Annotated in this window: 16 protein-coding genes; 4 read left to right on the forward strand and 12 right to left on the reverse strand. The window is 29.0% G+C overall.

Going from position 1 to position 13,914, the window contains the following annotated elements:
• Positions 1 to 162 precede the first annotated feature (162 nt).
• From FDT66_RS02305 to FDT66_RS02315, 3 genes are all read left to right on the forward strand, one after another.
• The gene (locus FDT66_RS02305) at positions 163 to 690 is read left to right on the forward strand and encodes an inorganic diphosphatase (protein WP_138534531.1); all 528 of its coding nucleotides are present in this window, start codon (positions 163 to 165) and stop codon (positions 688 to 690) included.
• Positions 691 to 812: 122 nt separating this feature from the next.
• Positions 813 to 3,263, forward strand: coding sequence for a sodium-translocating pyrophosphatase (locus FDT66_RS02310; RefSeq protein WP_138534532.1), 2,451 nt, complete (start codon positions 813 to 815; stop codon positions 3,261 to 3,263).
• Positions 3,264 to 3,344: 81 nt separating this feature from the next.
• Positions 3,345 to 4,349 (forward strand): App1 family protein, encoded by a 1,005-nt coding sequence (locus FDT66_RS02315; RefSeq protein ID WP_138534533.1) that lies wholly within the window; start codon positions 3,345 to 3,347, stop codon positions 4,347 to 4,349.
• Positions 4,350 to 4,425: 76 nt separating this feature from the next.
• On the opposite strand, the gene FDT66_RS02320 is transcribed toward FDT66_RS02315, so the two are convergent.
• The 3 genes from FDT66_RS02320 to FDT66_RS02330 form a co-directional block, all read right to left on the reverse strand.
• Entirely contained in the window at positions 4,426 to 4,587 is a 162-nt protein-coding gene (locus tag FDT66_RS02320; RefSeq protein WP_138534534.1) for a DUF1328 family protein, read from the reverse strand.
• Positions 4,588 to 4,774: 187 nt separating this feature from the next.
• Complete coding sequence (locus tag FDT66_RS02325) at positions 4,775 to 5,224, reverse strand: ferritin-like domain-containing protein (protein WP_138534535.1); 450 nt, start codon at positions 5,222 to 5,224, stop codon at positions 4,775 to 4,777.
• A gap of 158 nt (positions 5,225 to 5,382) precedes the next feature.
• Positions 5,383 to 5,817, reverse strand: a complete 435-nt coding sequence (locus FDT66_RS02330; protein WP_138534536.1) for a hemerythrin domain-containing protein — start codon at positions 5,815 to 5,817, stop codon at positions 5,383 to 5,385.
• A gap of 144 nt (positions 5,818 to 5,961) precedes the next feature.
• Here FDT66_RS02330 and FDT66_RS02335 point away from each other — a divergent pair, with 144 nt between their 5' ends.
• On the forward strand, positions 5,962 to 6,996 hold the full coding sequence (locus tag FDT66_RS02335) for a helix-turn-helix domain-containing protein (RefSeq protein ID WP_138534537.1): 1,035 nt from the start codon (positions 5,962 to 5,964) through the stop codon (positions 6,994 to 6,996).
• A 98-nt stretch (positions 6,997 to 7,094) separates the two neighbouring features.
• On the opposite strand, the gene FDT66_RS02340 is transcribed toward FDT66_RS02335, so the two are convergent.
• From FDT66_RS02340 to FDT66_RS02380, 9 genes are all read right to left on the reverse strand, one after another.
• Positions 7,095 to 7,295 (reverse strand): DUF6327 family protein, encoded by a 201-nt coding sequence (locus tag FDT66_RS02340; protein ID WP_138534538.1) that lies wholly within the window; start codon positions 7,293 to 7,295, stop codon positions 7,095 to 7,097.
• A 7-nt stretch (positions 7,296 to 7,302) separates the two neighbouring features.
• On the reverse strand, positions 7,303 to 7,650 hold the full coding sequence (locus FDT66_RS02345; RefSeq protein ID WP_138534539.1) for a phage holin family protein: 348 nt from the start codon (positions 7,648 to 7,650) through the stop codon (positions 7,303 to 7,305).
• 3 nt (positions 7,651 to 7,653) lie between these two features.
• Entirely contained in the window at positions 7,654 to 8,046 is a 393-nt protein-coding gene (locus FDT66_RS02350; RefSeq protein ID WP_138534540.1) for a YtxH domain-containing protein, read from the reverse strand.
• 104 nt (positions 8,047 to 8,150) lie between these two features.
• Positions 8,151 to 9,002: a 5-oxoprolinase subunit C family protein gene (locus FDT66_RS02355; protein WP_138534541.1), complete on the reverse strand. Its 852-nt coding sequence runs from the start codon at positions 9,000 to 9,002 to the stop codon at positions 8,151 to 8,153.
• Positions 8,999 to 9,727 (reverse strand): 5-oxoprolinase subunit PxpB, encoded by a 729-nt coding sequence (pxpB, locus tag FDT66_RS02360; RefSeq protein ID WP_138534542.1) that lies wholly within the window; start codon positions 9,725 to 9,727, stop codon positions 8,999 to 9,001. Before pxpB ends, FDT66_RS02355 begins: the two co-directional genes overlap by 4 nt.
• Entirely contained in the window at positions 9,720 to 10,451 is a 732-nt protein-coding gene (gene pxpA, locus FDT66_RS02365; RefSeq protein ID WP_138534543.1) for a 5-oxoprolinase subunit PxpA, read from the reverse strand. Before pxpA ends, pxpB begins: the two co-directional genes overlap by 8 nt.
• A complete protein-coding gene (locus FDT66_RS02370; RefSeq protein ID WP_138534544.1) occupies positions 10,452 to 11,678 on the reverse strand; it encodes an Nramp family divalent metal transporter in 1,227 nt (408 codons plus the stop codon).
• Positions 11,679 to 11,763: 85 nt separating this feature from the next.
• Complete coding sequence (gene pckA, locus FDT66_RS02375) at positions 11,764 to 13,374, reverse strand: phosphoenolpyruvate carboxykinase (ATP) (RefSeq protein WP_138534545.1); 1,611 nt, start codon at positions 13,372 to 13,374, stop codon at positions 11,764 to 11,766.
• Positions 13,375 to 13,467: 93 nt separating this feature from the next.
• Positions 13,468 to 13,848, reverse strand: coding sequence for a DUF423 domain-containing protein (locus FDT66_RS02380; protein WP_138534546.1), 381 nt, complete (start codon positions 13,846 to 13,848; stop codon positions 13,468 to 13,470).
• Positions 13,849 to 13,914 lie beyond the last annotated feature (66 nt).

Consider the following 13,914-nt stretch of genomic DNA (forward strand, 5'->3'; position numbering starts at 1 on the left):
ATCAAAAAAAAACCTTTCCCATGTTTGGAAAGGTTTTTTTTTTTGACTAATAACAAATACTATTTCGAAATCAATTGCGTAAATTAATCAACCTAATTCTATTACAAAATAATATAGTTTCACTATTTTTGACCCCGAATTTAAATATGAAAAAAGACAGTTATGAGTGAGCAAAAAATAAAGACTTTTGATGTATTGATAGAAATTCCTAAGGGAAGCAGAAATAAATATGAATATGATTTTGAACTAAATAAAATTCGTTTCGATAGAATGCTGTTTTCATCAATGATGTATCCTGCAGATTATGGTTTTGTACCTGAAACCTTAGCTTTAGATGGAGATCCATTAGATGTTTTAGTTTTAGGACACGAACCAACTTTTCCAATGTGTGTTATTGAAGTGAAACCAATTGGAGTTTTTCACATGACTGATGAAAAAGGACCAGATGAAAAAGTTATTTGTGTTCCTGTTTCTGATCCAATTTGGAATAAGAAAAATGATTTATCAGATTTAAACCCTCATAGATTAAAAGAAATTGAACACTTTTTTAAAGTTTATAAAGATTTAGAGAAGAAAAAAGTAGATGTTGGTGGTTGGGGAGATGCAAAAGAAGCCTGTGTAATTTATGAAGACTGTGTTCGCAGATATGAGAAAAGTGACCATAAAAAAAATGGTAATTTTACTATATAAATAGTCAAAGCAATAAAAAATTATGAACCTCTTAAAATTAAACATTTTAAGAGGTTTTTTATTTCATTCTGATTTTCTTACTTTTACCGCCGTTTTAAACTAATCAAAATTAAATATAATATATGGAATCAATGATGATTTGGATGCCAATTGCAATGGCAGTTTTAGGTTTAATCTACATGTGGATTAAGCAATCTTGGGTAATGAAACAAGATGCAGGTGATGGTAAAATGAAAGAAATTTCAGATTACATTTACGAAGGAGCTTTGGCTTTTTTAAGTGCAGAATACAAATTACTTGCAATTTTTGTAGTAATAGTAAGTGTTGCTTTGGCAGCTGTTTCTTTTATAGTGCCAACAACTCACATTCTTATTGTTGTTGCGTTTATTTTTGGAGCTGTTTTTTCTGCCTTTGCAGGAAATATAGGAATGAAAATAGCAACGAAAACAAATGTTAGAACCACACAAGCTGCAAAAACAAGTTTACCAAATGCCTTAAAAGTATCTTTTGGTGGTGGAACTGTAATGGGACTTGGAGTTGCTGGTTTAGCTGTATTAGGCTTAACTGCATTTTTTATCTTTTTCTTCTGGTATTTTATGGGAAGTGAGTGGACTTCTACAATGGATATGACTATTGTTTTAGAAACGTTAGCTGGTTTTTCTTTAGGTGCAGAATCCATAGCACTGTTTGCGAGAGTAGGTGGTGGTATTTATACAAAAGCAGCAGATGTTGGAGCAGATTTAGTAGGTAAAGTAGAAGCTGGTATTCCTGAAGATGATCCAAGAAACCCTGCTACAATTGCAGATAATGTTGGTGATAATGTTGGGGATGTTGCTGGTATGGGTGCAGATTTATTTGGTTCTTACGTGGCAACAGTGTTAGCTGCAATGGTTTTAGGAAATTATGTTATTAAAGATATGGGAGGATCCATTGCTGATAAATTTGGTGGTATCGGACCTATTTTATTACCAATGGCAATTGCTGGTGCTGGTATTATTATTTCTATCATTGGTACTTTATTGGTAAAAATAAAAGACAATAGCGCTAAAGAATCTCAAGTTATGGGTGCCTTAAATAAAGGAAACTGGACTTCTATTATATTAGTTGCACTTTCTTGCTACGGTTTAGTTACTTGGATGTTACCAGAAACTATGAAAATGGAATTTTTCGGTGAAGGTTTACAAGAAATTTCTTCTTTAAGAGTTTTTGGAGCTACAATAGTAGGTTTAATAGTTGGTGCAGTAATATCATCAGTTACTGAATATTACACAGGTTTAGGTAAAAAACCAATTTTAAAAATTGTTCAACAATCTTCAACTGGAGCTGGAACCAATATTATTGCAGGTTTAGCTACTGGTATGATTTCTACATTTCCATCAGTATTATTATTTGCTGGTGCAATTTGGGCTTCTTATGCTTTTGCTGGTTTTTATGGAGTTGCTTTAGCAGCTTCTGCTATGATGGCTACAACTGCAATGCAATTAGCTATTGATGCGTTTGGACCTATTTCTGACAACGCTGGTGGAATTGCTGAAATGAGCGAACAAGAACCTATTGTGAGAGAACGTACAGATATTTTAGATTCAGTTGGTAACACAACTGCTGCAACAGGAAAAGGTTTTGCAATTGCTTCTGCTGCATTAACGTCTTTAGCTTTATTTGCTGCTTATGTAACTTTTACAGGTATTGATGGAATTAATATTTTTAAAGCGCCAGTTTTAGCAATGTTATTTGTTGGTGGAATGGTACCAGTTGTATTTTCTGCTTTGGCAATGAATGCTGTTGGAAAAGCTGCTATGGAAATGGTACAAGAAGTTCGTCGTCAGTTTAGAGATATTGCTGGAATTATGGAAGGTACTGGAAAACCAGAATATGATAAGTGTGTTGCAATTTCTACAAAAGCTTCCTTAAAAGAAATGATGTTACCAGGTTTATTAACTATTGGTTTCCCATTAATTATTGCTTTTGCTCCATTAGCTTTTGGAATGGATAAATTAGCCATCGCAGAAATGTTAGGTGGTTATATGGCTGGTGTTACTGTTTCTGGTGTACTTTGGGCAATTTTTCAAAATAATGCAGGTGGAGCTTGGGATAATGCAAAAAAATCTTTTGAAGCTGGTGTAGAAATTGATGGAGAAATGACTTACAAAGGTTCTGAAGCTCATAAAGCTGCTGTGACTGGAGATACTGTTGGTGATCCTTTTAAAGATACTTCTGGACCTTCTATGAATATTTTAATTAAACTTACTTGTTTAATTGGATTGGTAATTGCACCAATTTTAGGTGGTCATACTATTGATGAAAATGATACTACTGAAATTGTAGAAATTGAAGTTGTTAGTAATTACGAAGGAATTTCTGGTGGTGAAGACTTAAACAACAAAACAGAAACAACTGTAGAAATGCTTACAAACGATGTGAACGGAATTGTAACTGCTAACGTAGAGATAAGAAAAACTGTAAATGGAAAAACAACAGTAACTACTGAAACTTTTACAGGAACTGAAGATGAAGTAAGAGACCAACTAAAAGATGTTGAAGGAATTAAAATAAAAATTAAAGATAAAAACTAAATCATCTTTTAATCGAATTAGAAAAGCCACAAAATATTGTGGCTTTTTTTTGCTTTTTATTATCTTGTAAACAAAAAATAAATGGGCTTTTTTAGTAAAGATTCACTTCAAATTATTGTTTTTCAAAGTTATAGTACAGACTCACATTTTTATGCAAGAGGAAGAGCATTACAAGATGAAAAAATTAATTTAGAGCGAGAAAATTTTTTCAGTTTATTAATAAACACTTGGAAACGTTTTGAAAGTGATGAAGTTAAAAATACAGCGATTACAATAACTTTGCCCAACAACTTTAAAATAAATACAATAACAGACAATGCTGGCTATTTTATTATTGATGAAAAAATTGAAAACCTTTCTAGTCTAACAAATGATGAAGGTTGGCTTCATTTTAAAGCTTCTTACACCAATGTAAATGTGCGAAGAGCTATTAACAATAAAAATAAGTTTTTAGGAGAATTATTAATTCCAGATAAAAATGCAGAATTTGGAGTAATAAGTGACATTGACGATACAATTTTACATACAGGAGTAGTTTCTACCTTTAAATGGCGACTTTTATTTAATACATTTTTTAAATCACCTACAAAAAGAAAGGCTTTAGAAGGCGCCTCTAAATTTTACAGTTTGTTACATTTGGGGAAATCTGGTAAGAATGCAAATCCAATTTTTTATGTAAGTCATAGTCCTTGGAATTTGTATAGATATTTAGAAGTTTTTTTAAAGAAAAATAATTTTCCAAAAGGAGCTATTTTATTAAGAACTTTTGGAAATATGTTTCAGAAAAAAACTCCAGAAACCATTCCTCAAAAACATAAAGAAATTGTAAATATTTTAAAAACATATCCGAATTTAAAATTTATTTTAATTGGTGATGCTGGTGAATATGATGCTGATATTTATATGGAAATTGTAAAGAATTATCCGAATAGAATTGCTGCAATATATCTACGAAGTGTTAAGCACGTAAAAAAAATGGCACGCATAAAAGAATTAATTAAGGATTATTATGATACTCCTTTTCTTATAGTAAATTCTAGTAAAGAAGCTATCAATCATGCCAAAAAACAACAATTTATAAAATAAAAAACTGCTTAAACAAAATTTAAACAGTTTACTTTTTTCTTTATAAGCTATATATATTTTTATAGACTATGTGTATTTAGTTTTTTACGCCACCTCTAATTAAAGAAAGTATAAATAATACTATAAATATAAAAAATATAATTTTAGCGATTCCTGCAGCTGCTCCAGCTATACCTCCAAATCCTAATACTGCAGCTATTAATGCGATAATTACAAATGTGATTGTCCAACGTAACATAATTTTAAGTTTTTAATGGTTAATATATAAATAGTTTTACCTATTTCTTACATTACAAATCTAAACGTTTAACAGGTAGTTAATTAACCCTAACAAATTCATTCTTAACTCATACAAGTAAATTATAAGTTTTATAAATAAAAAAAAAGATGCTTTCGCATCTTTTTAATTTTTAAATAAGAATAGTTTAACTAATTTCTTCTAAAGATTTAATGTTATATAATCCGTTTTCAATCCTACTTTTTTGTGACTCTAGTAATTTTTTTGTGCTTGAAGGCAAACTTAGTTCGTTTAAAACATCATTATATTCTTCAATAGCTGCTTTTTCTCCAGTAATTGCCTCTTCTAACATAGATTCTTCATCGTCCATTGAAAACATTGCTTTTATATCCATCCAAGCTCTGTGTGCAGCTCCTGCAACACTTCCACCTTTATCAACATTTTGATTGTAAGACTTTATCTCGGTTTTTAAATCATGTCCAAAATTATATCTCTCTTGTGCTTTCATTTCGAAATATTTTTTAAGAGATACATTTTCTACATTTTCAGCTGCTTTTTTAAATCCTTTTTCTGCATCATATGTTTTTTCTAATAATGCATTTAATTTAATTCCTACTTCTTCTGTATATGTACTCATCATATAATAATTTTAATGAATGCTTGTTTGTTTTAAAGATGCCAAACAATTTACATCTTGTAGTGTTTTAACCACTTTTGCATTGTAAAATTAAGGGTATATTAGTTAGTTAATTAGTTCAAAAGAATTGATTTTTAATTCAAATAGTTTTTTTTGAATTATAAATTTTCACTCATGTGTTTTCTATATTCATTCGCCAGATTTTCTTTTTCTTTTTCTGAAAACACTTTTCCTGATAATTGAAAAAAGGTATGTTCTTCATCTTCTAAATGATGCTCTACTTTATCTCTTAGTTGTTTTGCAATTTTTAACCAAGCTGGAGAGTCGTATTCAGTTTCTTCCAACTGCTCAATTAATTCGTCAATTTCATGATGCTCTGCAATACCATGTCTTGCTTTCTCTTGCATCATATCATTAGAAATTAAAGGTTTGTAAAAATGACGCTCTTCTGCATTTGAATGAACCACTAATTCAGTTTTCAACTGCTTAAATAAAATATTTCTAGTTTTAGTATCACCAGAAGTTTCTACTAATTTATTTAACAAATCTCTCTGTTTATCATGGTCTTTTCTTATTTCTTCGTAAATATTCATAGTAAGTATTTTATATTACTAGCTAAGTTAAAAATCTCCATTATGAGTTTTATGCTCTTTTCATAATTATTTTAACCTATTTGATTTAATTAGAATATTTTTAGATTTATAATATTACACTTCAAAATTGTTTACTTTTACCTCATGATTGAAATTGAATTAAATGCTAATAGTGATATAGGCTTGATAACACAAATGAAAGAAGCCATAGGTGGAACTATTGAAGATAAATGGAGTGAGTGTATTCTTACAGTTAATAACGAAAATGCAATAGGCAATATTAGATTTATACCTTTTGACTGGGGTGTTAATTTATTAGACTTTAATATAAAATTTCATAAAGATTTTGTTTTTAGCATTAAAGCTGTAGATAAATACAATCCAATACGTTTTATATATCCTTATGTTGGTTATTTGAAACATAGATTTGGCATACATAATGAAGAAAGTAAAATTGACCAATACCAATCTTTAATTTTCACAAATAAATCTGGTGGTTACAACTATTTACATTTTCCGAAAAACGAACAATTAGAAATTAATTTTATTGAAATTGTTAGAAGAAAATTTTTAAAAAAAAGAACCACAAACGTTACCACCTTAAATGATAAACTTCATGAAATGTTTGTTGACACAAATCATGAATACAGATTTGCAAATTATGGTACTTTTAGCCTTAAAATGGCAGATCTTGTAAAAAAGCTAAAAAATGTGAAAGGAAAAGGAATGTTGCGCATTTTAAAAATAGAAGCAAAAGTGTATGAAATATTATCATTTCACATACAACAGCACAACCGTCTTTTAGAAGGTGTTTCTTTACCAACTTCTTTAACAAAGAGTGAATTAAAAATAGTTAGAAAACTAGGCAATGCTATACTAAAAAAACCTGCTGAAAGTTATTCTTTAGACGAACTTTCTATAAAATCTGGCTTAACGCAAGCTAAATTGCAAGATGGTTTTAAATTTTTGTTTAATAGAACTGTTACAGAATATATAAGGCATGTACGTTTAGAATCTGCAAGAGACATGCTTAAAAATACCGATTTAAATATTTCTCAAATAGTTTATAGCATTGGATTTAGCAGCAGAAGTTATTTTTCTAAAATTTTTAGAGAAAAGTATGACATTACACCAAATGAGTTTAAGAAAAAACTTTTGATTGTTGTACAAGAAAAATAAACATAAAAAAACCTCAATGCTTTCGCATTGAGGTAATTAATCAACCAACCACTTATAAGTTATTTAAAAAATAACCTTATAGTTTCTTTAATATTTTTCTACTTAAAAATCTTTTTTACAAGAATTAACAAACCGTATTTACTTGCGAATTTTAAAAAATTACCAACCATTGTAAGTGGTTTTAGTTGGTTTACAAAATCACTTTTTACAATTTTTAATTCTTCTAAAGCAATTTGTCTTTCTAAACTTAGCATTTTTAAGTCACGCTCTATATCAGAAAAGTTCGTATATTTTTTCATCTTTAAATTATTTTGAAAATTTATTTGACATAATTCTTATGATGGATTTATCCAATTGTTTTCTTCCAAGAAATATGAAAATTCCTAAAACAAAAAATATACCACCCACAGCCAAATAACCCAAGGCTACACTTTCAAAAAAGTCACCTAAAACAATTGCTAATGCTACTGATGAAAACATGAGTCCTATCAAAATTAATCCTCCAATTACTAAAAGTTTTGAAATGGTACTAAATGATACGGTTAACGTATGAAATGCTTTTAATTTGTAATATTCATAAGTTGCGTTTACATATTTTTTTCCCTTATCTACTCCGCTATCTGAAGAATTGTTTAAAGATTCAAATATACTCATAGATTATGCTGTTTGGATTTTTCCTTTTCCGTCTTTATTATCGCTTACGTTTTTTTGTAATTTTTTATTTTGTGCTTTTAATTCACTTAATTTTTTCTCTAAAGATGAAATTACGTCATCAGCTTTATAACTAACATTTGAAACAACATCTTCTAATTGAGCATCAAATGATTGTTTTTTTTCACTGTAAGTAGCACTTACTCTTTCTTTTAAATCAGATGCAGTTGCTGAAACTTTCTCTGATAATTCACTTGCTGTTTCAGAAATTTTATCTTTTGCTGATAAAGCTTCATTTTTTATTTTCTTTCTCGTATTTTCTCCTTTGTCTGGTGCAAATAGAATACCTGCTGCTGCACCTACAATTGTTCCTAATAATACTCCTGATAAATTTTTCATTTTTATTTTTTTTAATTATATTATATTGTGATGTATCGATTAATACACTACAAATATACAATCATATTACATTGTTATTTAACTGTATAAAGTTAAATATTGACTCAAACACTTAAACATTCAAAATTAACGATTTCATTCGTGTTTTTTTGAGCAATTCTATTGATTGAAGCTTCATTTAACTGAAGTATACGTGGATAACCTCCTGTTATTTGACAATCTCTCATCAAAATAATTAATTTTCCTGAGGGTGTCAGTTGAACTGTACCTGGTAAAACTGAAGACGTTAAAATTGAAGGAAAATTATTTTCCAAGACTTCAATTAGCCTATACCCCATTCTATCTGAATCTTTTGAGATGGTAAAACCCGTTTCAAACAATTGTTTTTGTTGTTTTTTAGACAGTAAATCAAACTCTGGACCTTTAAAACATTCAATTGCTTTTGATTTGAAGTAATTTTCATTTACTTTAATAGATGCATTTGTATTGTTTTCTTCATTATAATTTTGATTGATTTGTAAAATATCACCAGTTTTTATTGTGTATGATTTTGTAATACCTGCAAACATGCTTCTACTATTTAGTACTTTTTCTGATAAAATTCCGTTCGAAACGGCTACATAGGTTCTTGCACCAAAATTTACTTTTCCAAAAGACAAAACATCATTTTTTTTGATAACTATTTTTTGATTCAATTTGATGGCTTTTTGATTTATTTTTGGTGAAAAGTCAGCACCAGAAATACAAATGTTAGTCGCTGTCAAAAATTGAAAACTGCAATTATTAAAAGCTATTTCTAAAACGGCGTAATCTAAATTATTATTTAAAATAGTGTTTGCTAAATCTGCTGAAAAAGTATCCATAACACCAGAAAACGGCACTCCAATTGAAGAAAATCCAAACCTACCTTTGTCTTGAATTGTTGTAAAAAAACCTGCTTTTAATACCTTAATCATATTTTAAAGGTTTTTGATACTGTATAGGTATTTTGCTTTACTTCTTTTTGAATTTTCAAAAAATCATTTTTAGAAATTTCAACAAATTTTATAAAATCTCCTGAGTTTGCAAAACAAGGTTGTTGCTTGTTAATATTAAAAAAATCAATAGGAGTTTTACCTATAATATTCCAGCCTCCAGCACTTTCAGAAGGATAAACACCTGTTTGCTTGCCTCCAATACCAACAGCGCCTTTGGGTACTTTTAATCTTGGATTTGATTTTCTATTAAAATGAATTTTTTCATCCAAACCTCCTAAATATAAAAACCCAGGTAAAAAACCTACAAAATAAACTCTGTACAAACTTTGAGTGTGTAATTTTATAATTTCAGAAGTTTGTAAATTCAATTTTTCTGACATTTCTAGTAAATCGATACCAAATTCCAAATCATAACAAACTGGTATTTCCCACAAAAAGGAAGCTTTTTTAAAGGTTTTGGTTTTTGATGCATATATTTTTTTAAGATGCTCTACTTCAATCTGAAAACTATGAATTTGATGCTTAAAAATAAGTGTTAGTGAATTATATGCTACAATATAATCAACAATGCTATTATTTTTTTTGGCTTTAATTTTAGACTGAAACAGTAAAATTTCTTCAGAAATTTCCACAGCAATTCTAGGTTCCCATTCTATGAGAATTGCTTTTTCTCCAAAAGGTTTGTATGTAATTTTATCAAACAATTTTTATGTTTTTATCTTTTAAAACATTATTAATAAACTGTAAAATTTCAACGGAATTTACATGATCTCCATGCACACAAAAAGTATCTGCTTGTATTATTTTTTCATTTCCAGAAATTGTTAACACTTTACCATTTTTCAAAACATTAAATATGTGCTTAAAAACATCTTCTGGTTTTTCTATAATCGCATTTTTTTGCGCTCTAGAAACTAATGATAAATCATCGTTATAATTTCTATCAGCAAAAAATTCATATTTTATTCGAATATTATTTTTTAAAGCAATCTTTTCAATCTCAGAATTATATGGCACATATAAAAAACAATTATTGGTGTATTTTTTTATGATTTCAATAAATTTTTCCGCTTCCTTTTTCTCTTTAGCAATTAAATTATATAATGCTCCATGAGGCTTTATATGATGCATTTTCTGGTTGAAATTAAGCAATCGTTCTTGAAATAAATTCATCTGATTTTCGATGCTTATTTTTAAAACTTCATCAGATATATACATCACTTTTCTTCCAAAGTTTTTAACATCAGGAAAACTTGGATGAGCTCCTATTTTTACATTATTATCAACTGCTAACTGTATGGTTTTGTCTATAGAATTTTTATCACCAAAATGACCTCCACAAGCAATATTACATGAAGAAATAAATGGAAATAACAAGTGTTCGTTTACAACTCCTTCACCAACATCACAATTTATATCAATTTTCATTTATAAAAAATTTAGAACTTTTAAAATTCCTTTTACACCTAAAAAAATGGTAATTATTAAAATAATAAAACCTAATATATTTTGTGTTTTTGAGTTTACAAAATCTCCTAAAATTGATTTTTTATTTACAATCCACAATAAAACACCTGCAATTATTGGCAATAATAATCCGTTTGCAACTTGTGCAAATTGTATAATTTCTATGGGTTTTATTCCTACAGAAGAAAATAAAACTCCTAAAAAAAGAATGGTCATCCAAACAAATCGAAATTTTTTAGATTTTAAACCTCCACTCCATCCTAAACAACCTTCAGCTACATAAGCAGCTGCTAAAGGTGCTGTAATTGCCGAAGTTATTCCAGCTGCAAACAAACCTAAACCCATAAAATACTTTGCAAATTCGCCATATAATGGCGCCAAACCTTTTGCTAAATCAGCTGCATTAGAAACATCTGAAGTTTGTATTGCTGTTGCAGAAATAATAATAGCCATAGAAACTAAACCTCCTAAAATAATAGATATGATAGTATCTTTTTTAGCAAATTTTAAATCTTCTTTTTTATGCCAACGTTCTTTTACTAAAGATGCATGTAAAAACAAATTGTATGGCACTACTGTTGTACCAACCAAACCAATAATTGTTAAAATGCTTTTTTCTGGAAATTTTGGTATTAAAAGTCCTTTTAAAACTTCTAGTATATTCGGTTTTGTAATAATTGCTGTTGCTACAAATGAAACACTCATTAATAAAACTAAACTAATTAACGCTTTTTCTAAAAATTTGTAATTCCCGATAAATAGCAGTAAAAAAGCAATAATTCCAATTAAAAAACTCATCAAGTTAAAAGTATTAGCACCCAATGAAAAATTATAGTTTCCAAAAATACTTTCCAATCCTAAAATTCCTCCACTAATATTTCCTGCTTCGTAAGATGCATTTCCAATAACTACTGCCGATAAAATTAAAATGGTAATAAATTGTTTTAAGTAAGGTGTTTTAATTTCTTGCCTAATAACTTCAGATAATCCTTTTTGAGATATTATACCTAATCTTGCAGCCATTTCTTGTAAAATTATCGTCGCAATTATAGATAATAACATTGCCCACAATAAATTAAACCCAAAATTTACACCTGCCAAAGTGCAAAGAGTTACAGTTCCTGGACCAATAAATGCAGCTGCAATTAAAGTTCCTGGGCCAATTTTTTTAAACCATTTTTTAATCATAAATTAAATGTTGATTAAATATACTCTAAAAATAAAAAAACACCTCAAATTGAGGTGCTTTATTGAGGGAAAATAAAAAATTGTATTAAAAAGCGTAACGTTGAGGACCTCCTCTACGAATATCTTCATTTGCTACTTCTTCAAATTGCTTAAAATTGTTTCTAAAAGCGTTTGATAATTTAAATGCTGTTTTATAGTAAGCCTCATCATCATTCCAAGTTGCTCTAGGACTCAGCAGTTCTGTTGGAACTCCTGGACAAGTTCTTGGCTGTGCAACTCCAAAAACAGAATGGATATGATAATCTTCATATCTGTAGCTACCTAAATCACCATTTAAAACTGCAGAAATCATTGCTCTTGTATATTTTAAAGGCATTCTTTTACCAACTCCATATTGACCTCCAGACCAACCTGTATTTATCAACCAAACATTTACTCCAGCATCTTTCATTTTTTTACTTAACATTTCAGCATATTTTGTAGGATGCAAAGGCATAAAAGGTGCTCCAAAACAAGCTGAAAAACTAGGTGTTGGTTCTACAATTCCTGCTTCAGTTCCTGCAACTTTTGCTGTGTAACCAGAAATAAAGTGATATGCAGCTTGATTTGGTGTTAGTTTAGATATTGGAGGCAAAACTCCAAAAGCATCAGCAGTTAAAAAGAAAATATTTTTTGGGTTTTTTCCTATTGATGGTTCTTGAATATTATCTATATGATAAATTGGATAACTAACTCTTGTATTTTGTGTAATTGAAGTATCTGCAAAATCAATTACGCCGTCTTTATCCATCACAACATTTTCAAGTATTGCTCCTTTTTTTATTGCTCCGAAAATTTCTGGTTCTTGTTCTTGAGACAAATTAATCACTTTTGCATAACAACCACCTTCAAAATTAAAAACGGTGTTTTCTGCGGTCCAACCATGTTCATCATCACCAATTAAACTTCTATCAGGATCTGTAGAAAGTGTAGTTTTTCCTGTTCCAGAAAGTCCAAAAAATATAGCTGTATCTCCATCTTTACCAACATTTGCAGAGCAATGCATTGGCAAAGTGTTTTTGTATACTGGCAGTATAAAATTTAAAGCAGAAAAAATTCCTTTTTTAATTTCTCCTGTATAACCAGTTCCACCTATTAAAGCTATTTTTTTTGTGAAATTTAAAATTGCAAAATTATGTTGTCTTGTACCATCAACATCAGGGTTTGCCATAAAACCTGGTGCATTTATTACAGTCCATTCTGGATTAAAGTCTTTCAACTCATCTTCAGTAGGTCTTAAAAACATGTTGTAAGCAAACATGTTGCTCCAAGGATATTCGTTTACAACTCTAATATTTAGTTTGTAATTTTCATCTGCACATGCGTATGAATCTCTTACGAAAATTTCTTTTTCAGATAAATAATTAACTACCTTGTCATAAAGTGCATCAAACTTTTGTGAATCGAATGGAATATTAATTTTACTCCACCAAACTTTGTCTTCGGTAATTGCATCTTTTACAATAAAACGGTCTTGTGGAGAGCGTCCAGTAAATTCTCCTGTATTTACAGCAATGGCACCTAAAGAAGATGTTACTCCTTGATTTTTTTCTAAAGTTTCATTATGCAATTCATCAGAAGATAATTGGTAACGAATTGTAGCATTTTTGATTCCTAAATTTTCTAACGAAATCGATTTCGTATTTAAATTTATCATTTTTATAATTTTAGTTGTGTTTCTACTATTACGCAACAAAATTAAACAATATTTCTATACAAGTTTATTTTTGAATAAAAAATTATGTTATAATTATTGATTTCTTAATTTCTTTACAAATATCATAATCATCGAAAACCACCCCACTATAAAGAACAATCCTCCAACTGGAGTTACAAACCAAATTGTATTGGCTGAAATGGTAGATAATTGAATTGCATATATTGAACCTGAGAAAAATAAAATTCCTAAAAAAAACAAATAACTAATGAGATTTTTTTGATTTTCTGAAAAACCTTGATATGTATTTACAAAAAGCAATACAATTACATGATACATTTGGTAACGAACTGCTGTCTCAAAACTTAATAATTGTTCAGAACTGAGTGTTTCTTTTAAAGCGTGTGCCCCAAAAGCACCTAAAATTATTGCCAAGAGACCTAAAAAACAAGTAATTATAATATTTTTAAACATTTTTAGTGGTTTTTGTTAAATTTTAAACAATTGTAGTATCTTAGTATCATCACAAAAATAAGCGAT

Source organism: Polaribacter aestuariivivens, assembly GCF_005885675.1.
Taxonomy (GTDB): domain Bacteria; phylum Bacteroidota; class Bacteroidia; order Flavobacteriales; family Flavobacteriaceae; genus Polaribacter; species Polaribacter aestuariivivens.

What these genes read in the sequence shown, in the direction of transcription:
- pckA (WP_138534545.1), bottom strand. Translation starts at nt 13,374, where the DNA reads ATGATAAATTTAAATACGAAATCGATTTCGTTAGAAAATTTAGGAATC.
- FDT66_RS02305 (WP_138534531.1), top strand. Translation starts at nt 163, where the DNA reads ATGAGTGAGCAAAAAATAAAGACTTTTGATGTATTGATAGAAATTCCT.
- pxpA (WP_138534543.1), bottom strand. Translation starts at nt 10,451, where the DNA reads ATGAAAATTGATATAAATTGTGATGTTGGTGAAGGAGTTGTAAACGAA.
- FDT66_RS02320 (WP_138534534.1), bottom strand. Translation starts at nt 4,587, where the DNA reads ATGTTACGTTGGACAATCACATTTGTAATTATCGCATTAATAGCTGCA.
- FDT66_RS02315 (WP_138534533.1), top strand. Translation starts at nt 3,345, where the DNA reads ATGGGCTTTTTTAGTAAAGATTCACTTCAAATTATTGTTTTTCAAAGT.
- FDT66_RS02370 (WP_138534544.1), bottom strand. Translation starts at nt 11,678, where the DNA reads ATGATTAAAAAATGGTTTAAAAAAATTGGCCCAGGAACTTTAATTGCA.
- FDT66_RS02345 (WP_138534539.1), bottom strand. Translation starts at nt 7,650, where the DNA reads ATGAGTATATTTGAATCTTTAAACAATTCTTCAGATAGCGGAGTAGAT.
- FDT66_RS02380 (WP_138534546.1), bottom strand. Translation starts at nt 13,848, where the DNA reads ATGTTTAAAAATATTATAATTACTTGTTTTTTAGGTCTCTTGGCAATA.
- FDT66_RS02350 (WP_138534540.1), bottom strand. Translation starts at nt 8,046, where the DNA reads ATGAAAAATTTATCAGGAGTATTATTAGGAACAATTGTAGGTGCAGCA.
- FDT66_RS02355 (WP_138534541.1), bottom strand. Translation starts at nt 9,002, where the DNA reads ATGATTAAGGTATTAAAAGCAGGTTTTTTTACAACAATTCAAGACAAA.
- FDT66_RS02340 (WP_138534538.1), bottom strand. Translation starts at nt 7,295, where the DNA reads ATGAAAAAATATACGAACTTTTCTGATATAGAGCGTGACTTAAAAATG.
- FDT66_RS02335 (WP_138534537.1), top strand. Translation starts at nt 5,962, where the DNA reads ATGATTGAAATTGAATTAAATGCTAATAGTGATATAGGCTTGATAACA.
- FDT66_RS02310 (WP_138534532.1), top strand. Translation starts at nt 813, where the DNA reads ATGGAATCAATGATGATTTGGATGCCAATTGCAATGGCAGTTTTAGGT.
- FDT66_RS02325 (WP_138534535.1), bottom strand. Translation starts at nt 5,224, where the DNA reads ATGAGTACATATACAGAAGAAGTAGGAATTAAATTAAATGCATTATTA.
- FDT66_RS02330 (WP_138534536.1), bottom strand. Translation starts at nt 5,817, where the DNA reads ATGAATATTTACGAAGAAATAAGAAAAGACCATGATAAACAGAGAGAT.